We start from the raw sequence: 21,776 nt of genomic DNA on the forward strand, positions 1-21,776 counted from the left end.
GATGGCTAAAATAACGTTAGAAAACCTTGCTCATTCATATATGCCATTTCCCAAATCAGATGCAGATTTTGCGCTGAAGGAAATCAATCATGTTTGGGATGATGGAGGGGCTTATGCTCTGCTTGGACCTTCGGGTTGCGGTAAGACAACTCTGCTGAATATTATCTCCGGCCTGTTGGTTCCATCGAAAGGTAATATTCTGTTTAATGAGCAGAATGTGACACAATTGCAGCCTCAGCATCGTGATATTGCTCAGGTTTTCCAGTTCCCTGTTATCTATGACACAATGACAGTTGCCGAAAATCTTGCATTTCCGCTTGTTAATCGGAAGGTGGCAAAGTCCGAGATTGACCAACGTGTCTCAGAGATGCTTGAAATACTGGAGCTTGGATCCAAAGCAAACAGTAAGGCGAGGGGCCTGACTGCGGACGAGAAGCAAAAAATCTCGCTCGGTAGAGGACTGGTTCGCCATGATGTAAACGCAATCCTGTTCGATGAGCCGCTTACGGTTATTGATCCACATATGAAATGGCAGTTGCGCACGAAGCTGAAAGAGCTGCACCGACAGTTCGAACATACAATGATCTATGTCACGCATGATCAGACCGAAGCGCTGACCTTTGCAGACAAGGTCGTGGTTATGTATGAAGGTGAAGTGGTGCAGATCGGTACACCTGAAGAGCTTTTCGATGAGCCTGCACACACGTTCGTTGGATATTTCATCGGCTCACCGGGCATGAATGTCTTGACCGCTGATTTGCAGAAAAATCAGGCGAAGCTGGGCTCACATGTCATTGAGCTTGGGAAATCCTATCCGGACCTTGATGGCACCATTGAATTGGGCATTCGCCCTGAATTTGTGTCCTTGGGGAATGATCCTTTGGGAGTTCCGGTTCAGGTTACCGCTGTAGAAGACATCGGCCGATACAAAATCGTTCGCACGCAGCTTGAAGGACAAGCTCTTGATGCTGTTATTCCTGAAGGTCAATCCGTTCCAGCAGAGCCACGGGCAATTCTGGACAAATCACGGATCAATATTTACCGGGACTCTCACCTTGTCAGGGAGGGCGTGTAATCATGGAAAAAACATTCAATAACAAAGCCTGGTTTCTGGTGCTGCCGGTCTTTTTCCTTGTGGCGATCAGCGCAATCATTCCATTGATGACCGTTGTCAATTATTCCGTACAGGATACATTTGGTAATAATCAGTTCTTCTGGGCGGGAACGGAATGGTTCCGTGAAGTGCTTCATTCCAGCCGCTTTTATGATGCATTGCTCAAGAATTTGGCTTTCTCAGCGATTATTCTGCTCATTCAGATCCCTCTGGGAATTTCTATTGCCCTGACCATGCCTAAAAAAGGCATCTGGGTGCCTGTTTGCCTTGTATTAATGGCGCTGCCGCTCCTTATTCCGTGGAATGTGGTCGGGACGATCTGGCAGGTATTTGGCCGCGCAGATATTGGTCTTTTGGGATATACTCTTGCTAATCTGGGTATTGACTATAATTACGCAAATAACGCGGTTGACGCTTGGATTACCATCATTGTGATGGATGTGTGGCACTGGACAAGTCTTGTTGTGCTCTTAAGTTATGCCGGGCTTGTATCCATTCCCGAAGCCTATTATCAGGCGGCCCGTATTGACGGTGCTTCGCGCTGGAAGGTTTTCCGTTACATTCAGTTGCCTAAGATGAACAGGGTTCTTCTGATTGCCGTATTGCTGCGCTTCATGGACAGTTTCATGGTGTATACAGAACCATTTGTTTTGACAGGTGGCGGCCCCGGTAACTCCACGACATTTCTGTCGATTGATCTGGTTAAAATGGCGATCGGCCAATTCGACCTTGGTCCGGCAGCAGCAATGTCAATTATCTATTTCCTAATTGTTCTACTGGTTTCCTGGGCATTTTACACAGTTATGACGAATTATGATGCAGATGCCCCTGAAAAAGGAGTGCAGGACTAATGAGCACAACTTCACTTACGAGTGGGATGAGAACGACCCGCGGTGCAAATTTCAAGTGGCTGGTTCCAACGCTCTACATCATATTTCTGCTTTTGCCGATTTATTGGCTCGTGAATATGAGCTTTAAGACAAATCAGGAAATTCTGTCGACGTTTTCTTTGTTCCCAGAGGCGCCAACTCTTGCCAATTATGCGGTGATCCTGACGGATCCAAGCTGGTATAACGGCTATATCAACTCCATGATTTATGTGGTGTTGAATACGGTTATCACCATTCTTGTGGCGCTGCCGGCTGCCTATGCGTTTTCGCGGTACCGGTTTTTAGGGGACAAGCATCTGTTCTTTTGGTTGTTGACCAACCGTATGGCACCGCCTGCAGTATTTGCCTTGCCCTTTTTCCAACTTTATTCAGCCTTTGGCCTGATCGATACGCATATTGCAGTGGCACTTGCCCATTGCCTGTTTAACGTGCCGCTGGCAGTTTGGATTTTGGAAGGCTTCATGTCCGGTGTGCCGAAGGAAATCGATGAGACCGCGTATATCGATGGGTATTCATTCCCACGATTTTTCGTGAAAATTTTCATGCCCCTTACGGCATCAGGTATTGGTGTTGCAGCCTTTTTCTGCTTCATGTTTTCGTGGGTTGAGCTGCTGCTTGCCAGAACATTGACGGTTACAGATGCAAAACCAATTACAGCCACAATGACCCGCACGGTTTCAGCTTCTGGTCTGGACTGGGGAGTGCTGGCAGCGGCTGGCGTTCTGACGATCATTCCGGGCGCGCTGGTTATTTATTTTGTCCGTAATTACATCGCCAAGGGCTTTGCCCTCGGTCGGGTTTAGAAGAGGAGACAATCATGGATCTTTCATGGATGGCCTGGACAGTTCCAACGGCACTTTTCTTCGGAACCATTATATTTTTACTGATCCTCATGGGGGTCTGGGAATACGCAAAACCCGGCGGTTCACCGCGTGTTGGTATTCTGCGGTTCGAGACAACCCGTGGCGATCGACTGTTTTTGTCACTGCTTGGCAGTGCGTTTATTCACCTGGCTTGGTTGGGACTTGTTGGTCCCGATCTCTGGTGGGCCCTTGGTCTTTCACTGATTTACGCAATCTGCGTATTTCGTTGGGTGTAAGATCAAAAAAACCTGACCAATTAATTGGTCATCAACTGAATACTTACACAGGGAGGTCTAACAATGCGTAAGTATATGCTAGCCACTTCAGCACTTGTAGCTGTGGTGCTTGGAACGACAGCGGCAAAAGCCGATATGGCTGCTGCCGAAAAGTTCCTCAATGAAGAAATTGGTGGTCTTTCATCACTTTCAGCTGCGGACCAAAAAGCAGAAATGCAGTGGTTCATCGACGCGGCTGCACCTTTCAAAGGAATGGAAATCAAGGTTGTTTCCGAAACAATTGGAACTCATGAATATGAATCCAAAGTTTTGGCGCCTGCCTTTACTGCTATCACTGGTATCAAGGTTACACATGACCTTATCGGTGAAGGTGACGTTGTTGAAAAACTGCAGACACAAATGCAGACCGGTGAAAACATCTATGACGGTTACATCAACGACTCTGACCTGATCGGAACTCATTGGCGTTACCAGCAGGCTCGCAACCTGACAGACTGGATGGCAGGTGAAGGTAAAGACGTTACGTCACCAACACTTGATCTGGAAGACTTCGTTGGAAGCTCATTCACAACCGGTCCTGATGGAAAGCTTTATCAGCTTCCTGACCAGCAGTTCGCGAACCTTTACTGGTTCCGCTACGACTGGTTCAACGACGAGAAAAACAAAGCAGACTTCAAGGCAAAATACGGCTACGAGCTGGGTGTTCCAGTAAACTGGTCAGCTTATGAAGACATTGCAGAGTTCTTCACAGGTCGTGAAATCGACGGTCAGAAAGTCTATGGTCACATGGACTATGGTAAGAAAGATCCTTCACTGGGATGGCGCTTTACCGATGCGTGGCTTTCAATGGCTGGCAACGGCGACAAGGGCGAGCCAAATGGTCTGCCAGTGGATGAATGGGGCATTCGTGTAAACGAAAAAAGCCAACCAGTTGGTTCTTGTGTTGCCCGTGGTGGTGACACCAACGGTCCTGCATCTGTTTATGCGATCACAAAATACATTGAATGGCTGAAAAAATACGCGCCAGCAGAAGCTGCGGGTATGGTCTTCAGTGAAGCTGGTCCGGTTCCTGCGCAGGGCTCCATCGCTCAGCAGATGTTCTGGTACACAGCCTTCACCGCAGATATGGTGAAAGAAGGTATTCCAGTTGTAAACGAAGATGGAACACCAAAATGGCGGATGGCTCCATCTCCACGTGGTGCTTACTGGGAAGAAGGCCAGAAGCTTGGTTATCAGGATGCCGGTTCATGGACACTCATGAAGTCTACTCCGGTTGATCGTGCGAAAGCAGCTTGGTTGTACGCTCAGTTCGTGACTTCCAAAACTGTTGACGTGAAGAAATCACATGTTGGTCTGACTTTCATTCGCGAGTCTACAATCCAGCACGAAAGCTTCACCGAGCGTGCTCCTAAATTGGGTGGTCTGATCGAATTCTATCGTTCACCTGCACGTGTTCAGTGGTCACCAACCGGCACAAACGTTCCAGATTATCCAAAACTGGCACAGTTGTGGTGGCAGAATATCGGTGACGCTTCTTCAGGTGCGAAAACACCACAGGAAGCAATGGACGCTCTTTGTGCTGCTCAGGAAAAAGTTCTGGCACGTCTTGAACGCGCAGGCGTACAGGGTGACATTGGTCCAAAGCTGAATGAAGAAAAAGACCCAGAATACTGGCTCAACCAGCCTGGTGCACCAAAAGCCAAACTGGCTAACGAGAAACCAAAACCAATTACAGTGAACTATGACGAGCTGATCAAAAGCTGGCAGTAAGTCAATCGCTTTACATGTAAAAGAGAGAGCCGGGAATTTTCCCGGCTCTTTTTTTGTCAGGTGCTTCGGGCCCGTTGGCTAAGGACAATAGCAACACCGCCAAGAGTGACAATGGATGCGATAATGAGGCGCATTGTGAAAGGCTCGGATAAAAATACCGCGCCGCCCAAGGCCGCGATCGCCGGGACCGTGAGTTGAACGGTTGCAGCCCGCCCTGAGGTTAAATGTGGCAGGACGGCATACCAGATTACATAGCCGCAACCCGATGCCAGCGCACCGGATGCCAACGCCAGATAGATACCGCTGGTGGTAAAATCAAGTTCGCTTGAAAACAGGAGACTTGTCACCAATACAAGCGGTATTCCGATTAGAAAATTTTGAGCGGTTGCCTGCAACGGATTGGTATTTCCCTTGCCCTGTAGCGAATAGAGGCCCCATGCAATGCCAGCAATAACCATGAGCGTCGCCCCGAGCGCATCTGGTGAACTGACCCCCGGTGACACCAGATAAACGAGGCCGCCGATCGCTGCAAAAAGCCCTGCCCACGAAAGAGCCGAGAAATGCTCCCTTGCCTTGATGGCGGCGGCGAACATGGTAATTTGCACAGCGCCAAAGAGCAGTAATGCTCCTGCTCCTGCGCCCAGCGAGATATAGGCAAAGGAGAAAAAAGCCATATAGACAAATAGGGCGGCGGCGCTTTTCCAATTTGCTTTTTTGATGGCCAGAGCATCGCCCCGCATTTTGAGGATAAAATAGAGCGTCACGGCGCCGGCACACATGCGAAGAGTTGTGAAACTGGCCGCATCAATATGACCATCGCCGAGCGCTTGCCTGCAAAGGACTGAATTGGCTGCAAAGGCGATCATGGCCAGACTGGTGAGAAGAATGGTCGAGGCGGGCGAGGACGGGCTTACTGTCATTAAAAACTCTTGTATATCAAACAAAAACAGGCGCCATCATCTCATAAAAAAGCGGCTTCGCAATCCCTCATTTGGCGGGGGTAACTGAACCGGGCTCGCCGCAATTGTATTTACACAAGCGAAGTAACATGGTTTTCTATTTCGAAATCCATTCCGAACAGACATGCCAATTTATTGTTATTTCAAAAATGATTGAAAGAGAATTCGTCAAAATTGCCTATGCAGATCAGACGCATACTGTTTTGCGCCAGAATGATCCAGCACGGCCTGCTGCCCGATTTAACAGGAAGGGGCAGGATGCGCTTTATCTGTCACCAGATGAAGAGGCTGCAAGGGTTGCAATTGGCGAATATGTTCGAGCGGATGATCCTCGCGAGCCTTGTTAAGGTTTCGCGTCGGGGCTTGCAAACTGCTGGATTTGCGAGCCGCGGAACATGCCGAATTATACGCGCGGGCGGGCCATCCGTGGCAGCCTGACTTTCGGGCGGGCAGGGAGCCCAAAAGCTGGTCGGCTGCGGATGACATCAGGGCAATGGGCTATGACGGGCTTATCGACCCGTCAAGACGCCGGCCGGGTCTTTGGCACATTACCCTGTTTCGCTGGAACCAGGCGGGAGCCCCAGTGTTCAGCAGATCGGCGAGCCTGAGCCGATTACCCTGTCACTGGATTACAGATAACCGCTTAGCCTCTGACCTGTTCTAGGAATTTCTGCACTTCAGATTTAAGGTTACCCGAATTGCTATCAAGAGCCTTCGCGGCGTCCAGAACGTTTTTGGCGATATCCTCAACCTCGTGTGATGCCTGCGTTACACCGCCAATTGTGGAGGAGACATCCCGCGTGGCCGCTGCCGCCTGATCAATATTGCGGGCAATTTCCTTGGTGGCGGCCGTCTGCTGTTCAACGGCTGCTGCGACCGATGAGGCGATCTCCTCAATCTGATTGATGGTGCTGCTGACATTTTCAATCGAGTTGGCCGCATTACCTGTGGAGGCCTGAATGCCGGCGATCTGGCTGCTGATATCTTCGGTTGCTTGGCCGTCTGGTTGGCGAGGTTCTTAACTTCGCTTGCAACAACCGCAAAGCCTTTGCCTGCTTCACCCGCACGGGCAGCCTCAATCGTGGCGTTAAGGGCCAGCAAATTGGTCTGCTCGGCGATATCTGTAATGATATTCACAACCTCGCCAATTTTCTGCGCTGCCTCGACCAGACTTTCAATACTCTCGCGGGAGGTGGAGGCTTCCGAGACTGCTTTGCGCGCCACATTTGTTGACTGATTGACCTGATGGCTGATTTCCGTACTGGAAGCGGTAAGCTCCTCGGTGGCGGAGGCAACAGTCTGCACATTGCGGGAAACTTCTTCGGAGGCAGCCGCCACAGATGTTGTTTTCTCCAGCGTGTTATTAGCGGTTCGCGTCATGGATGTTGCACTGTTGGAAAGTTCAGTTGTCGCGTCGGAGACTGCCTGAACCACACTGCCAACATTGACTTCAAAATTGTCAGCCATTTCAGTCAGCAGGCGCTGTTGTTCCTGACGGCTGCGCTCTTCGGCGACCTGCATTTCTTCGCGGGCTTTCTCTTCGGCAATCAATTTCTCCTGCCGGGCTTTTTCCTCTGCTGCGCGCTGTTCCTCTTCGCGTAGGCGCCTGTCAATAATCCCGTTTCTGAAGACCTCGATGGCTTTTGCAATGTCACCGATCTCATCTTCGCGATCCTGCTGGGGTACAACGACATCGGTATTGCCACCGGCCAGCTCTCCCACAACATCGGTAACGTCCTTGATCGGATCCGAAATCTGCCGGGCCAGTTTGAAGGTCACGAAAATGGCGCCTCCCAGAATGACCAGAACCAGCAACAAAGTCAGAAGCATGCTCGCATTGATCGCGCCGTAAACCTCACTGGAGGGGATCTCCACAAAAACGAAGGATTGAATGGAGGGTATCCAGGATGCCCCTACAATCATCTCCCCATTTGCGCCGTCATATGTGGCAAGTTTAACCTCGCCATCCCCACCGCTCAGCAATTCAGCGGCAACCTCATTCATCCCTTCGATGTCGGAAATGTTGGTGGAGCCTATAAGACTTTCATCACTATGCAGCTTGAACACACCTTCTTTCGTCGTGAGCCAGACATACCCGCTTTCGCCAACCTTGATGGCGGCAATATCCTGTGCGATCTGTTTCGCATCCACGCCAAGACCAACCGAGGCCTGCTTGCCATCAATATCAACACGGACATTGGTGAAGATTTTCCACTCATTGCCAGTGGAGTCGCTTTTATCAAGAACCATTTCATAGGGCTGACCTCTGGAGATGAAGCCGTCAAACCAGTATTTCATATTTTCACTGGCGGCCTGATTATAGCCGCCCTGGTCATAATATTTCCGTGTCACGTTGGAGGCGAGTGTGGCGCTGGACGCATTCACATCTTTGACCAGCCGCGCGGCATATTGCGCCCATTTTTCAATGCCTTCTTCGCTTTCCCCACCGGCAAACCAATCACGAACGTAGCTGTTGCTGGCAATGCCTTGTGATGCTGTCAGATACACGATGAGTTTTTTCTCGATACTGTTTCGAATGGAGCTAACGACGGCAGGGAGCTCATTTTCATACAGCCGATCGGAAACCAGAAACCGCATTTGTATGTAGCTGGCTGTGCCGGCGATCAAAACCGTCGCCGTGAGCAGGATCGTGATGAGGTAAATCAATTTTTTTCGAATAGACATATGTGGTGCCTTTGCTGCGCCGTTTGGCCGCCTTTTCCCATGAAAAGTCATTAACCATAAAATAAACTCCTAATATTAGGAAAAATAATTACAGTTTTGTTAACAGGCTTGGGGATTTCCGAATTTGGCTGGCATCTGTGGTGTGATGTTGGATCAAGTGCAAACCGTGTCTCACGGCTCGCAGCAGCCTTCACCTGATTGAATTGGTGGGCAGGCAGTATCCCCGTAGGAACAGAAAACGCAACAGTCACCCTTTAAAGGCTTTAAAAGAGCCCCGCAATTTTTGCAGTCATAGAAAAACTGGCAGGCATCAGTGGGCATCGTTTCCTGTTCGCTGTGACCACATTCCGGGCAGGTGAGTATCGATGTCAGTTTGATCTTAGTCTCCACAAGCTATGTCCCAGAATACCGATGAAAATTACAAGCAAGGGCAAAAGAATATAATCCAGCCAACCCAACAGAGATGAAAGCCCAATCGCTCCCATTAAAATCGCCAGAACTGGCGTAAAGCAGCAAATTGCCGTTAGAAGGCTTCCCACAATACCAACTGTCTGCTGTTTACGTCGCTTCATTTTGTGCTCGGTCACGTGTGGATCTGAAAGTAACCTGATTGTCGCATGGCTGTCCAATTGAAGCCCGTCAAATTTACGTGACCATTGGGGCAAATGCTGGCTGGATCTAAATACCGTATTTTAGTCGCCTTTTTATAAATGCAGGTTGTGAACCTTCAAGAATGTTAACAATTCTCTTATTTATACTGGGGTTTTCAATTGAGCCGGTCTCGTATGAAAATTTGTAGTTATTAGCCTTGTCCAGATTAACGTATATGATCTGCTCTGCGTCTGATCCTACCGCCAAATTAGGATTATGCGTTACCATTACTACTTGGCGGTGCTTTTTTGCTTCTCTAATGCAGTTAGACAAAACTTTGAATATGCTTTCATTGTCAAGGTTATCTTCAGGTTGATCTATGATAAGTGGGGTATTCTTTCGATCAAGCTGGAGGTAAAAAATCAATAATAATAAACCTTTTTCACCGGGGGATAACTCATTTAGATTTTTATCTCCAAGTCGCAGCTCATATTTCGACGAAAGGTAATCGAACGAAAATAGAAAGTCATAAAACCCTTTGAGATCGTATGTCTGGTCACTCAAATCAGGGTTTTCAGACCGCATATCGGTCAATATCTGATTGCAAAAATCCAATATTGCATCAGGATTATTCCAGTTTGTGTCACTTACATATGTTCTCAATTTTGATATCGCATCTGAGTTGTTTCTAAATGGGCCGCGTTTTCTTTGATTGATATGATTGAGAAATTCTCGTTGGAAATCTTTATTCAAAACAAACGAAGCCTGAATTTCGATACCGAAGCCACCAGTACGTACTGCATTGAGATGCCCCTCAACACTACTCTTTAGATTTTGATAGAACTGTAAAAACTCTTTTTTGCTACTGTAAATACTTTTAACGATGTCTCCCCGTTTTTTATAACAGCGATTTAAATTACCTTCTAGGTCTTCCTCAATTTCCTTTAATTGCCTTCTTAACCAATTCAAAGTGTTTGCTGATGGGGCCTCGTCATCACCAAGTATTTCATTTCGCATTGCTCTCCAAGTATTCAGGCGATCTAAATATGACTGATATTTTCGCTGAGGTGTACCGAGCTTTTCTTTGAGTTGATTGATTTCATCATCAAAAAAACGATAGGCATTTTTCAGATCTGGGATAGTCTTTAGTTGGTCCAAGTTCATTTCGGTTGAGAACTGAAGTGTGTTCTCAGTTTCATAAGCTACTATTTGTTCCTGAATTTCATCAATTTTTCGATCTATCGCTTCTGTATCCAGGCGATGCTGAACTATATTTGCTAAATCCAGCTCTAATTCTTCCAGAGAAGGTAGTAGTTGCGTAATCTCATTTTTGAAAGTTGCATCAAGATTTATCAATCTTTCCTTTAGAGTAACCGCCTTTTGAAGTTTAGATTTTTTATTGGTTAAAACTGCGGTTAATGCCTTACCCTTTTCACTAATCGCGGTATGAATCTCACTTAGCCTTCTAATTTTATCAGTTAGCTTTTTTTGCTCTCCCGTTTCTTCGTTAGGCTTTTCAATTTCTTTCGGCTTGGCGGCCTCTAATGCTTCTAACTCTTCATTTTTTGCCTTTATTTGAGCTATAATCTGTGTTTTATATTCTTGAGAACTTTGCCTTTCCAAATCAACAATTTCAATATTCAGTTCTCGCAGTTGTCGTTTCAGAGAGCTAATTTCAACTTTACTTTGTTGAGTTTTTTCTTCCTCTAACTCAGCGAATGAAGATTTGCCAAGTTTTTCGGTGTCATCAACATGTGAAAAAACGACATTTTCAATTTCATTTCTAAACTGTTCGATTTCTATTTCATTGGTCAGTTGTTCAAAATAATTTTGAGGTAAATATTCTAAAGCTTCGGGCTTGTTTCGATCACACTTTTCATTGAGTGATTTTTCTATCACCTTGTCAGATTGCCAAGTAATTGATGCCGTGAAATTTTCCGCATACCCACGTTGCCTAAATTTTTTGCTTTTTGTATTATCTGTTAAGAAAGAAAAGTAGTCTTCTTGACGACTGTCGCCCAATAAACCCAAAAATATCAACAATAGCGCTTTTGCCGCTGCCCTTATTACCAATTATTGCTGTCAACTCTGGGTTCAAAGGAATTTTTACGTCCTTAAACCATTGACCATTACTGTCGTCATACCCTTCAACTTGATCAATTGACAACTGGCTTAAGAACTTGGTTCTGTCTTGGTTTAACCGTCTTATTGTGTCGGGTTCAGAACCTATAAAGACACGACTGTCTGGCTCATGGCAAATTTGCTTAAGTCCCTTAAAGGTTAAATCAGATTTGATCCATGTTGATGCAAACCCAGCTACATCTCCATTTAGTCGCTCTAAATCATCAAAACTATGGGCGTCACTGCCGGAAAGTACAGGTTTAGGTTCTGATAAACCTCTGAGTACCGATCAGTCTTCAATAAAAATTCACGATTTTCTTTTTTACCAAAAAACAGATCACACGTACGGTCAATACGATCTGCAAGCGTAACTTTCCTAGGCGAACTGTTATCTGTTGAGCGCAGGCCATTATTATTAGCGGGAAATGCAAGAAGATAAGGTCTATCATTTCCAAAGGTATTTCTTAAAGCATCAAGCAAACCATCCAAAGTTATCGTCGCAGCAGTAAAATCAGCCTCAGTTTTCAAATCCGAACATCTTTGTCTAACACTTGCATCATCCAAAGATTGTGTTTCCAAATTTGTTAAAAACCTAATGATTTTATCTTTGTTGATCTTAGTCGGATCGTTGTCAAAAATCACATGAAAATCAGGATGTGATCCATCTCTACTAATAGATTCAGATAGACGGAATTCTATATTTAGGAAAAACTGTTTTTTGGTTTCAGGATATCTTTTTTGATACCTTTCTTTGAAATCAAAAAAAATATCACCTGAAAAGTAATCAGTAATACCAAAAGCTTGCACATCAGAATCTTCAAGAACATCAATAAAACGGTCCCAAGTATCATCGCTCACTGGTCCATATGCATTGTTTAGCTTCGTGCCTGGTGGGTGCACATGAAGATCCCATCGTCGCCACAATGAACCTGCTTCACAAAAACGAACATCACTCATGATATTTTTCCTGATTGGCGAATTCTGTGCGTACTGACACTATTTGCTTCTCCCCCGAAAAACACTTTCGTCTTATTAATTAATGTTGTGCAAGTTTATATGTTGTATAAATATTGTAAAGTATCTAGCAATAATAGAAATCAAATTTCTAATGCAGAAAACTAGAGATAAGCTCGATCATGTCTTATTTATTCTTATAATTTTTGATGCGGGTAACATATTTCCTGATACCTTTGTCAATAGATTCAATTTTTGGTTGAATAGTTTGGTTCTTTTTTAGTCACAAATCTCTAAGCTATCTGTTCACTATCAATTATAAGTTATGGGTAAAGAGTTGATCCCGCCATACTATCTGGTCGGGGCGAGAGGATTCGAACCTCCGACCCCATCGTCCCGAACGATGTGCGCTACCAGACTGCGCCACGCCCCGACCGTGTGTGCGGCATGATATTACCTAATGTCAGTAGGCGCGATCAATGGCGAAATCAACGGCGCTGAGCAGTGCTGATTTGACAGGGCTGTCCTCAAAAATACCGAGTGCTTCTTTCGCAGCTGTTCCGTATTTGCGAGCGGCGGCGAACGTATCGGCGATCGTTCCATATTTTTCGATCAAGCGAGAGCCGTATCCAGATCTGATTTGGTTTGCGACTGTTCGATCACCCGTTTCCAGAAGTTCTGTTCATCCGGTGTGCCTTTGCGATTGGCAAGCAAAACCGGCAGTGTCACTTTGCCTTCGCGAAAATCATCGCCAATGGTTTTTCCAAGTGATGCCTGCTCCGCCGAATAATCGAGGGCATCATCAATTAGCTGGAATGCAATACCAAGATTGGTTCCGTAGTCGGCAAGGGCTTTCACTTCAGCTTCAGGGCGTTCGGCAACAACTGCACCCACTTCACATGCCGCAGTGAACAAAGCTGCCGTTTTGGCACCGATCACTTCGTAATATTTATCTTCGGTCAGGGAAATGTCGCCCACATTCATCAATTGCAGCACTTCACCTTCGGCAATGACGGCTGAGGCATTGGAGAGAATGCGCAAGACTTCCAGCGATCCGTCTTCCACCATCAACTGAAAAGAGCGGCTGAACAGAAAATCACCAACCAGCACACTTGCCTGATTGCCCCAAAGAGCGTTGGCTGTTTCATTCCCTCGGCGCAGATCACTTTCATCAACCACATCGTCATGCAGCAAGGTCGCCGTGTGGATAAATTCTACGCAAGCTGCGAGTTTTTTTGCTCTGTCCCCTTCGTACCCGCACAGTTTGGCAGCGCCAGAGTGAGAACTGGCCTAAGGCGCTTGCCACCGGCGGCAATGAGATGCCGGGCAAGTGTGGGGATTAATTCGACATCGCTGTGCATCCGGTCAAGAATGATCTGGTTTGTATCCTCCAGATCCTGAACTACAATATCCATAAGGGGCTTCAAGGACGCTTTTTCAGTCTTTTGAAAGCTTGTTTTCAAATCTGTAAGTGATGACAAGGTTGCCTCTTAAATACTAATCCCGAAGGGGTATAAAATACGCGCTGAGCATAGCCTAAGATGGGCGCTGGTCAAGTGAGAGTACAAAGCGTTGGTATTCAAAAGAAATTTATCTATTCTGTGTAAAAGTAAAGAGGGCCAGTCCGTTGATTGAATTATTCCGTACCAATGATCCGGTTTTGATTTCCTACATAGTTGCCATTTTAAAAGATGAGCAGATTGAGGCGATTGTTCTGGATGAGCATACATCTGTGCTGGAGGGAAGCATCGGTGCCATTCAACGGCGAATTGTCGTGCGGGCTGATGATGAAGTGGTAGCGAAAGCCATTTTGAAGGATGTGGCCCCGGAACAGCTGCAGGATCGTTAAATATGGGCTGGACCACAGATGGGTTTCTGAACGGTGCGTTGCAGATTGAACAGCCTGCTACCGGATTTCGGGCAGGGTCGGATGCGGTCCTGTTGGCAGCGGCGGTTGCGGCTGCAACAGCAACGGGGAAGCTGAACGTTCTGGATGTCGGCTGCGGAGTGGGGACCGCCGGCCTTTGCGTCAAGCATCGCATCCGGGATACTGTTTTAATAGGTCTGGATGTGCAGGGGGAGTTGGTGGAGGCCGCAAAGCGGAACGCCCGTCACAATAATCTTGAAGCTGGATGTCAGTTCCATCAGGTGAATATTGCAAAACGCCGGAGCTTTGAGGGTATCTTGATGCCTGATGGTCAGCCGTTGCTCGCCTTTGGTTTTGATCATGTGATCACCAATCCCCCTTTCTATGAAGCGGGACGAGCGCAATCATCGCCCAGCGAGATAAAAACACTGGCCCATTTGGAAGGGGATGCGGATCTATTTTCCTGGATTAAATTCAGTATCGCACGAACCCGTCCCAAGGGGCGTATCAGTATCATTCATCGGGCAGATCGCCTTGGGGATATATTGAATGCACTCGATACCGGAAAATGCGGTGACATCAAAGTCCTGCCCCTCTGGCCAAATGAGCTGACGCCTGCGAAACGTGTTCTTGTTCAAGGCACAAAAGGAAATGGTGGACCCCTTAAATTGCTAAGAGGGTTGGTTTTGCACGAACAGGATGGAAAACCCACAGAAATTGCGGACAGAATTTTAAGAGACGGTCTTTCACTTGAAGATCAGTTCAAATAAAACTTGTGCCTTTTCAATCTGTAATTAAGTTATGGACCATGAAACTAAAATCTATACTCGCAAAAACACCCTTAAAACGCTGGCTTAAAAAAGATCCGGTAGTGGCCGTCGTTCCTTTGCACGGGGTTATCGCCTCTGGAGGAGGAAAATTACGTGGAGAGCAGCTCAATCTGATGGGATTGGCTGACACACTTAACGACGCCTTTGAAACCAAGGGACTGGTGGCGGTCGCCCTTTCCGTGAATTCCCCCGGAGGATCACCCGTACAATCCGCACTGATCGCGGCCCGAATTCGGCAACTTGCAGACGAGAAAAAAGTGCCCGTTTATGCGTTTGCAGAGGATGTTATGGCGTCTGGCGGATATTGGCTGGGCTGCTGCGCAGATGAAATATACGCAGATCAAAACTCGGTAGTGGGTTCAATTGGGGTTATTTCAGCAGGATTTGGTTTTACCGGGTTGATGGAGAAAATCGGTGTTGAGCGCCGCACATATGCCGCAGGTGAAAATAAATCAAAGCTTGATCCTTTCAGTCCTGAAAAAGAATCTGATGTCGAGTGGCTGAAAAAGCTGCAGACCGAAATCCATGAAAATTTCAAAACCTATGTTAAGGAGCGTCGGGGAGATCGCCTGAAAAAGCGAAAAGATAAAGAGCTTTTCTCTGGAGATGTCTGGACTGGCAGCAAGGCTGTTGAGCTGGGTTTGATTGACGGCCTGGGTGATGTTCGCAGTTTCATGCGGGAGAAATATGGCGAGAAGGTCAAACTTCAATTGCTGGAAGGTCGTAAGAGCTGGCTGCAGAAAACATTGGGGCTCGGCTCTCAGTCCGTTGTATCTGAAACAGTGCAATCCGTTGTCGGGGCCGCAAAAGCAGAGGCAGAATGGAACAAATATGGTTTGTGATTCGCTAAAATCGGACAGCAAGTGAGAATCAAATGTTGTCACCGATAAAGATTATTTTATTGCTGGCCGTCGTCGCTGGTGTTTTTCTGATCGCCAGAATGGTTCGCGGAGCTGTTAAAAAAGGCGGAAATCCAGTGGATACAGCTACTCCAATGAAAAAGATGAGGGTGCTGATCCCACTGAAATGGAAAAATGCCCAAATTGCGGGACATATGTTTCCGCGCTTGAGGATCATGCTGCAAGCGCTGAATATTCAAACTTGTCACAGGCTTGTTGACCGAAAGAAAACGGGGCACTATGTTGCACCGCACCTATTACTAAATAAGAATGCGGTTTAAGTCATGACGGCTAATGCGGTGTCAACGCCTGGTTCCTCGTTTCAGGATCTGATCCTGACCTTGCAACGTTTCTGGGCTGAGCAGGGATGTGTGATCCTGCAACCCTATGATATGGAAGTTGGTGCAGGTACGTTTCATCCGGCAACCACATTACGGGCGCTGGGCCCGGAGCCTGGAGTGCCGCTTATGTCCAGCCGTCACGCCGGCCGACCGACGGCCGCTATGGCGAAAATCCAAATCGCGGACAGCATTACTATCAGTTTCAGGTCATTCTGAAGCCGTCACCTGAGAATATTCAGGAGCTTTATTTGCAAAGCCTCTATGCCTTGGGCATTGATCCAAAAAACCATGACATTCGCTTTGTCGAGGACGACTGGGAAAGCCCGACACTGGGTGCGTGGGGACTGGGTTGGGAAGTCTGGTGTGATGGTATGGAAGTCAGCCAGTTTACCTATTTTCAACAGGTTGGCGGTTTTGACTGCAATCCGGTATCTGGTGAGCTGACTTATGGGCTTGAGCGTCTTGCCATGTATGTGCAGGGCGTTGACAGCATGTATGATTTGAAATGGAACAATGAGGGCGTGACTTACGGAGATGTGTTCTTGCAAAATGAGCAGGAAATGTCGGCCTTCAATTTCGAACATTCAGACGTGGAAATTCTTCTTCGCCAGTTTGAGGATGCAGAAAAACAGTGTCAGCAGGTGTTGGCTGCCGGTCTGGCACTCCCTGCCTATGATCAATGCATGAAAGCGTCTCATCTGTTCAATCTATTGGATGCCCGCGGTGTCATTAGTGTTACCGAGAGGGCTGCGTATATCGGGCGCGTGCGGGCACTTGCCAAGGGCTGCGCCGAACAGTGGCTTCGTAACCGTGGTCATCTGGACGGGGAGGCGAAATAATGGCTGAATTGTTGCTTGAGCTGTTTAGCGAAGAAATTCCCGCGCGGATGCAGGTGAAAGCTGCGTCTGATCTTGAACGATTACTGGTCGCCTCTTTGAAAGAGGCGGGGGTTGAATATGGGGCTGTAACGTCATATTCCACGCCGCGTCGGTTAACACTGGTGATTGCGGGCCTGCCTCATTCCCAGCCAGATAAAAGCGAAGAGCGCCGTGGCCCACGGGTTGGAGCACCAGAGAAAGCGCTGGAAGGATTTTTGCGCTCTACCGGTCTGTCAAAGGATCAGCTTGAAGAGCGTGAAACCCCTAAGGGATCTTTTTACTATGCGGTAATTGAAACCAAGGGTGGCCAGACAAGCGATGTTCTTAAAGACATTATTCCGGCCGCGCTGAGTGCATTGCCTTGGGCGAAGCCTATGAAATGGAATGCTCACAAGGCACGTTGGGTTCGCCCGCTTCATAATATTCTGTGCCTGTTTGATGGAGCCGTTCTCCCCATTGAGTGGGAGCATCTCACTGCAACAGGTCATACATATGGCCACCGGTTTATGGCACCGGATACAATCGTAGTGAAGGACTTTGCGGACTATCACAGCAAATTGCGCAGTGCTTATGTGATTTTGGATGATGCGGAGCGCCGAGATATCATTCTTAAAGATGCGACCAGCCTTGCAAAAGATGAAGGGCTCGAGCTGATCGAAGATCCAGGTTTGCTTGCGGAGGTGGCTGGACTTGTTGAATGGCCTGAAGTTCTCATTGGCGGAATTGATCCCCAATTTATGGACGTCCCACAGGAAGCCCTGATTTCAGCCATGCGCAGCCATCAGAAATATTTCTCCCTCTCTGACGGGACGGGCAAGATGGCACCGCGCTTTATTACGGTTGCGAACCTGCGCGCTGAAGATGGCGGCAAAAAGATTGTCGCCGGAAATGAGCGTGTTTTAAGTGCGCGTCTTTCTGATGCAAAGTTTTTTTGGGACCTGGATCGCAAAGAAACCCTCGAAAGCCGTGTGGATGCGCTTGAAAAAGTTGTGTTTCATGCCCGCCTTGGAACTGTCCGTCAAAAGGTGGCGCGCATCGCCGAACTTGCCAAAGTCATTGCCCCATTTGTCCCGCAAGCTGATGCGGATAAATGTGTTCGCGCGGCGCTGCTCTGTAAAGCGGATTTGACCACTGAAATGGTTGGGGAATTTGCAGACCTGCAAGGCTTGATGGGGCGCTATTATGCTGAACATGATGGCGAGGATGCAGATATCGCCTGTGCCTTGCAGGAACATTACTCCCCGCTTGGCCCTAATGATGCCTGTCCGTCTGCTGCGGTGAGTGTTGTTGTCGCGCTGGCAGATAAAATTGATACACTGGTTGGCTTTTTTGCGATGAATGAAAAGCCAACCGGATCAAAAGATCCCTATGCTTTAAGGCGTGCGGCACTTGGCGTTATTCGCCTTGTTCTTGAAAATGGCTTGCGTCTGCCGCTGCTCAAGATTTTCGAAAAGGCAGATGAATTGCAGATTATCGACGAAAAATTGCAGGCATCGGAACTGCTGGAATTTTTCGCAGATCGATTGAAAGTCCATCTGAAAGAGCAGAATGTACGGCATGATTATATTGCAGCCGTTTTTGCGCTGGGCGGAACCAGTGATCTTGTCCGTCTGATGGCCCAAGTATCTGCATTATCCCAGTTTCTTGAAAGTGAAGACGGGGCCAATCTCCTGATTGCCTATCGCCGCGCTGCCAACATTCTGCGGATTGAAGAAAAGAAAGATGGTGTTTCATACAATGAAACCCCTGATAAATCCTTGTTTACACGGGACGAGGAAATAAAGCTATTCGATCAAATTGAAGACGTCTCCGGCCTGGTGGCTGCAGCTTTGGGTGCGGATGAGTTCGATGCCGCCAGCCGAGCAGCCGCGACTTTGCGAGGACCGGTTGATGCGTTCTTTGATAATGTGATCGTTAATGCGGATGAGGCCGATGTCCGGTCGAACCGCCTGCGACTGCTGGCAAGCATTCGTAATTCTCTGGACCAACTGGCTGATTTTTCAAAAATTGAGGGTTAGCCTAAAGATAACAGTATAGCGAAAAGTGGACAAAACAATGACTAAATGGGTTTATTCCTTCGGCGATGGCGTAGCAGACGGGACTGCTGACATGCGGAACCTGCTGGGAGGAAAAGGCGCCAACCTTGCGGAAATGAGCAATCTGGGCCTGCCGGTGCCTTCCGGCTTTACCATTTCCACTGAAGTCTGTACTGCCTATTATAAAAATGATCGAAATTATCCCGAAGATCTGGCTGCACAGGTTGATGCTGCTATCGAAAAAATCGAAAATTCCGTTGGCGGTAAATTTGGTGACAAAGAGCAGCCCTTGCTAGTGTCGGTTCGCTCTGGCGCTCGCGCATCCATGCCGGGGATGATGGATACGGTTCTGAACCTTGGATTGAATGACGAAACGGTTGAAGGTCTTGCCCGGCAGTCCGGAGATCGCCGTTTCGCCTATGACAGTTATCGTCGCTTCATTCAGATGTATTCCGATGTGGTGCTTGAAGTTGAGCATCATCATTTTGAGGAACTTCTCGAAATTCTGAAAGAAGAGAACGGGTATCAGCTTGATACGGATCTGGTCGCCGAAGATTGGGAAAAACTGGTAGAGCAATATAAAGCCAAGGTCGAAGAAGAGCTGGGCCGCCCATTCCCGCAATCGGTTCAGGATCAGCTTTGGGGTGCCATTAGTGCCGTGTTCGGCTCGTGGATGAACCAGCGGGCGATCACCTATCGGAAACTGCATGATATTCCGGCTGAATGGGGCACTGCAGTTAATGTGCAGGCAATGGTATTTGGTAATATGGGTAATGACAGCGCGACCGGTGTTGCCTTTACCCGTGATCCTTCAACTGGTGAAAAAGTTTTCTACGGGGAATTTCTCGTCAATGCGCAGGGTGAAGATGTGGTTGCCGGTATTCGTACGCCTCAGAACCTGACCAAGGCCGCGCGCGAGGAAGCGGGATCAGACGAGCCTTCAATGGAAGAATTGTTCCCAGATGTATTTGCTCAGCTTGTAGACGTTTACAAGAAACTGGAAGCACATTATCGCGACATGCAGGACATCGAGTTTACTGTTCAGCAGGGTAAGCTTTGGATGCTCCAGACCAGATCGGGTAAGCGAACAGCAAAAGCGGCCTTGCAAATTGCCATCGATATGGTTGAAGAAGGGCTGATTGACAAGGAAGAGGCTATTAAAAGGATCGAGCCTGGCTCATTGGATCAGTTGCTGCATCCAACCCTTGATCCAGATGCGGACAAGAATGTAATCGCACGCGGCTTGCCAGCAAGCCCCGGAGCAGCGTCGGGACAGATTGTTTTTAACAGTGATGAAGCGGAACAGCTTGCGTCCGAAGGTAAGTCGGTCATTCTGGTCCGTGTTGAGACCAGCCCGGAAGATATTCACGGAATGCATGCGGCGAAGGGTATTCTGACCAGTCGCGGTGGCATGACTTCCCATGCGGCAGTTGTGGCTCGCGGCATGGGGCGTGCGTGCGTATCCGGCGCGGGCTCGCTCAACATTGATTACCGCGAAGAGACTTTGAGTGTCATGGGGCAGACCTTTAACAAGGGCGATATCATCACGATTGATGGTGGAACCGGCGAAGTCATGCTTGGCGCTGTTGGTATGATCCTGCCAGAACTTTCCGGTACATTTGGAACGTTGATGGGGTGGGCTGACGAAATCCGCCGCCTTAAAATACGGACAAATGCGGAAACGCCATTGGATGCGGAAACCGCCCGTAAATTTGGAGCAGAAGGGATTGGCCTTTGCCGGACAGAGCACATGTTCTTCGATGCCGACCGGATAGTTGCTGTTCGCCAGATGATATTGGCTGATAGTCTTGAAGAGCGGCAGGAGGCCCTGGCCAAGTTGCTGCCGGTTCAAAGAGCAGATTTTGTGGAACTCTTCCGGATTATGTCCGGATTGCCGGTGACAGTTCGCCTGCTTGATCCACCTTTGCATGAATTCCTGCCAAAATCAGATCAGGAAATTGATGAGTTGGCAGCAGCCCTTGGGGCCGATGCGAAAAAGCTTCGTCATCGTGCGCTTCAATTACATGAATTCAATCCGATGCTGGGGCACCGAGGATGTCGATTGGGGATTTCATTCCCGGAAATCTATGAGATGCAGGCCCGTGCCATTCTGGAAGCGGCCGCCAGTGTATCCAAAGAGCTGGGCGAGACCGTGATTCCAGAGATTATGATTCCGCTTGTCGCGACAGAGCGTGAGCTGGAGATTCTCAAAGGTAAAATTGAAGCAGTTGCCAAGGAAATAGAAACTGAAACCGGCGTGGATGTAGAGTATCTCATTGGTACAATGATTGAATTACCAAGAGCTGCGCTACAGGCAGGCCACATTGCCAATCAGGCAGAATTTTTCTCTTTCGGGACCAACGACCTCACTCAGACCACGTATGGCATCAGCCGCGATGACTCTGGCTCTTTCCTTGAAGCCTATGTGGATCAAGGAATTTATGAAGTGGATCCTTTTGTGTCACTCGATCAGGATGGTGTTGGCGAGCTCGTTAAAATTGCAGCTGAGCGGGGGCGTGAAACGCGTTCTGATATCAAGCTTGGTATTTGCGGTGAACATGGCGGTGATCCCAGTAGTATCGATTTTTGTGAAAAAGTTGGCTTGGATTATGTTTCCTGTTCACCATACAGGGTGCCGATTGCACGGTTGGCTGCTGCGCAGGCTGCCTTGGGTGTCAGCCGGGAATCAGAAGCATAAAGCAGATCTTGCTCCAAATAACAAAGCCCGGCATTTTTGCCGGG

Annotated in this window: 19 protein-coding genes, 1 tRNA gene and 2 pseudogenes; 14 read left to right on the forward strand and 8 right to left on the reverse strand. The window is 47.9% G+C overall.

The window, feature by feature from the left end; translation table 11 throughout:
* Position 1 precedes the first annotated feature (1 nt).
* The 5 genes from JCM23214_RS12900 to JCM23214_RS12920 all read left to right on the forward strand — a co-directional run bounded on the left by JCM23214_RS12900 (position 2) and on the right by JCM23214_RS12920 (position 4,873).
* On the forward strand, positions 2-1,075 hold the full coding sequence (locus tag JCM23214_RS12900) for an ABC transporter ATP-binding protein (protein WP_025899297.1): 1,074 nt from the start codon (positions 2-4) through the stop codon (positions 1,073-1,075).
* Positions 1,076-1,077: 2 nt separating this feature from the next.
* The gene (locus tag JCM23214_RS12905; RefSeq protein WP_025899298.1) at positions 1,078-1,965 is read left to right on the forward strand and encodes a carbohydrate ABC transporter permease; all 888 of its coding nucleotides are present in this window, start codon (positions 1,078-1,080) and stop codon (positions 1,963-1,965) included.
* A 26-nt stretch (positions 1,966-1,991) separates the two neighbouring features.
* Complete coding sequence (locus JCM23214_RS12910; RefSeq protein ID WP_025899299.1) at positions 1,992-2,807, forward strand: carbohydrate ABC transporter permease; 816 nt, start codon at positions 1,992-1,994, stop codon at positions 2,805-2,807.
* A gap of 14 nt (positions 2,808-2,821) precedes the next feature.
* A complete protein-coding gene (locus JCM23214_RS12915; protein WP_025899300.1) occupies positions 2,822-3,103 on the forward strand; it encodes a DUF2160 domain-containing protein in 282 nt (93 codons plus the stop codon).
* A gap of 75 nt (positions 3,104-3,178) precedes the next feature.
* Entirely contained in the window at positions 3,179-4,873 is a 1,695-nt protein-coding gene (locus JCM23214_RS12920) for an ABC transporter substrate-binding protein (protein WP_037493647.1), read from the forward strand.
* 56 nt (positions 4,874-4,929) lie between these two features.
* Here the strand turns inward: JCM23214_RS12920 and JCM23214_RS12925 are convergent, their stop codons facing one another.
* Positions 4,930-5,793, reverse strand: a complete 864-nt coding sequence (locus tag JCM23214_RS12925; protein WP_025899302.1) for a DMT family transporter — start codon at positions 5,791-5,793, stop codon at positions 4,930-4,932.
* A gap of 128 nt (positions 5,794-5,921) precedes the next feature.
* On the opposite strand from JCM23214_RS12925, the gene JCM23214_RS22610 reads away from it, so the two are divergent.
* Positions 5,922-6,179, forward strand: coding sequence for an RES family NAD+ phosphorylase (locus tag JCM23214_RS22610; protein WP_025899303.1), 258 nt, complete (start codon positions 5,922-5,924; stop codon positions 6,177-6,179).
* Positions 6,173-6,496, forward strand: a complete 324-nt coding sequence (locus JCM23214_RS20755) for an RES domain-containing protein (protein ID WP_025899304.1) — start codon at positions 6,173-6,175, stop codon at positions 6,494-6,496. The genes JCM23214_RS22610 and JCM23214_RS20755 overlap by 7 nt, the downstream gene beginning before the upstream one ends.
* A gap of 104 nt (positions 6,497-6,600) precedes the next feature.
* Here JCM23214_RS20755 and JCM23214_RS22615 read toward each other — a convergent pair whose 3' ends face one another.
* The 7 genes and pseudogenes from JCM23214_RS22615 to JCM23214_RS26760 form a co-directional block, all read right to left on the reverse strand.
* The gene (locus JCM23214_RS22615; RefSeq protein ID WP_051548168.1) at positions 6,601-8,568 is read right to left on the reverse strand and encodes a methyl-accepting chemotaxis protein; all 1,968 of its coding nucleotides are present in this window, start codon (positions 8,566-8,568) and stop codon (positions 6,601-6,603) included.
* Positions 8,569-8,688: 120 nt separating this feature from the next.
* Positions 8,689-8,895, reverse strand: a complete 207-nt coding sequence (locus JCM23214_RS26295; RefSeq protein WP_304945158.1) for a GDCCVxC domain-containing (seleno)protein — start codon at positions 8,893-8,895, stop codon at positions 8,689-8,691.
* Positions 8,886-9,089: a mercury resistance system transport protein MerF gene (merF, locus tag JCM23214_RS12945; protein WP_025899305.1), complete on the reverse strand. Its 204-nt coding sequence runs from the start codon at positions 9,087-9,089 to the stop codon at positions 8,886-8,888. Before merF ends, JCM23214_RS26295 begins: the two co-directional genes overlap by 10 nt.
* 106 nt (positions 9,090-9,195) lie before the next feature.
* Complete coding sequence (locus JCM23214_RS12950) at positions 9,196-11,181, reverse strand: TrlF family AAA-like ATPase (RefSeq protein ID WP_025899306.1); 1,986 nt, start codon at positions 11,179-11,181, stop codon at positions 9,196-9,198.
* A 264-nt stretch (positions 11,182-11,445) separates the two neighbouring features.
* The gene (locus tag JCM23214_RS12955) at positions 11,446-12,186 is read right to left on the reverse strand and encodes a hypothetical protein (protein WP_025899307.1); all 741 of its coding nucleotides are present in this window, start codon (positions 12,184-12,186) and stop codon (positions 11,446-11,448) included.
* A gap of 353 nt (positions 12,187-12,539) precedes the next feature.
* Positions 12,540-12,616: transfer RNA gene (locus tag JCM23214_RS12960), tRNA-Pro, on the reverse strand.
* Between the two features lie 30 nt (positions 12,617-12,646).
* Positions 12,647-13,598 (reverse strand): annotated as a pseudogene (locus JCM23214_RS26760) (polyprenyl synthetase family protein).
* Positions 13,599-13,810: 212 nt separating this feature from the next.
* Between JCM23214_RS26760 and JCM23214_RS12970 the strand changes: the two are divergent.
* From JCM23214_RS12970 to ppdK, 7 genes and pseudogenes are all read left to right on the forward strand, one after another.
* A complete protein-coding gene (locus JCM23214_RS12970; RefSeq protein ID WP_025899308.1) occupies positions 13,811-14,032 on the forward strand; it encodes a putative signal transducing protein in 222 nt (73 codons plus the stop codon).
* 2 nt (positions 14,033-14,034) lie between these two features.
* Positions 14,035-14,820: a tRNA1(Val) (adenine(37)-N6)-methyltransferase gene (locus tag JCM23214_RS12975; protein WP_025899309.1), complete on the forward strand. Its 786-nt coding sequence runs from the start codon at positions 14,035-14,037 to the stop codon at positions 14,818-14,820.
* Positions 14,821-14,858: 38 nt separating this feature from the next.
* Positions 14,859-15,722, forward strand: coding sequence for a S49 family peptidase (locus tag JCM23214_RS12980; protein ID WP_025899310.1), 864 nt, complete (start codon positions 14,859-14,861; stop codon positions 15,720-15,722).
* Positions 15,723-15,754: 32 nt separating this feature from the next.
* Positions 15,755-16,060 (forward strand): hypothetical protein, encoded by a 306-nt coding sequence (locus tag JCM23214_RS12985; RefSeq protein WP_025899311.1) that lies wholly within the window; start codon positions 15,755-15,757, stop codon positions 16,058-16,060.
* Between the two features lie 3 nt (positions 16,061-16,063).
* Positions 16,064-16,959 (forward strand): annotated as a pseudogene (locus tag JCM23214_RS20770) (glycine--tRNA ligase subunit alpha).
* Positions 16,959-19,016: a glycine--tRNA ligase subunit beta gene (gene glyS / locus JCM23214_RS12995; RefSeq protein ID WP_025899312.1), complete on the forward strand. Its 2,058-nt coding sequence runs from the start codon at positions 16,959-16,961 to the stop codon at positions 19,014-19,016. The pseudogene JCM23214_RS20770 and the gene glyS overlap by 1 nt, the downstream one beginning before the upstream one ends.
* Positions 19,017-19,053: 37 nt before the next feature.
* Entirely contained in the window at positions 19,054-21,732 is a 2,679-nt protein-coding gene (gene ppdK, locus JCM23214_RS13000; protein ID WP_025899313.1) for a pyruvate, phosphate dikinase, read from the forward strand.
* The last annotated feature ends 44 nt before the right edge of the window (positions 21,733-21,776 follow it).

Origin of the sequence: Sneathiella glossodoripedis JCM 23214, assembly GCF_000616095.1 — a bacterium.
Taxonomy (GTDB): Bacteria; Pseudomonadota; Alphaproteobacteria; order Sneathiellales; family Sneathiellaceae; genus Sneathiella; species Sneathiella glossodoripedis.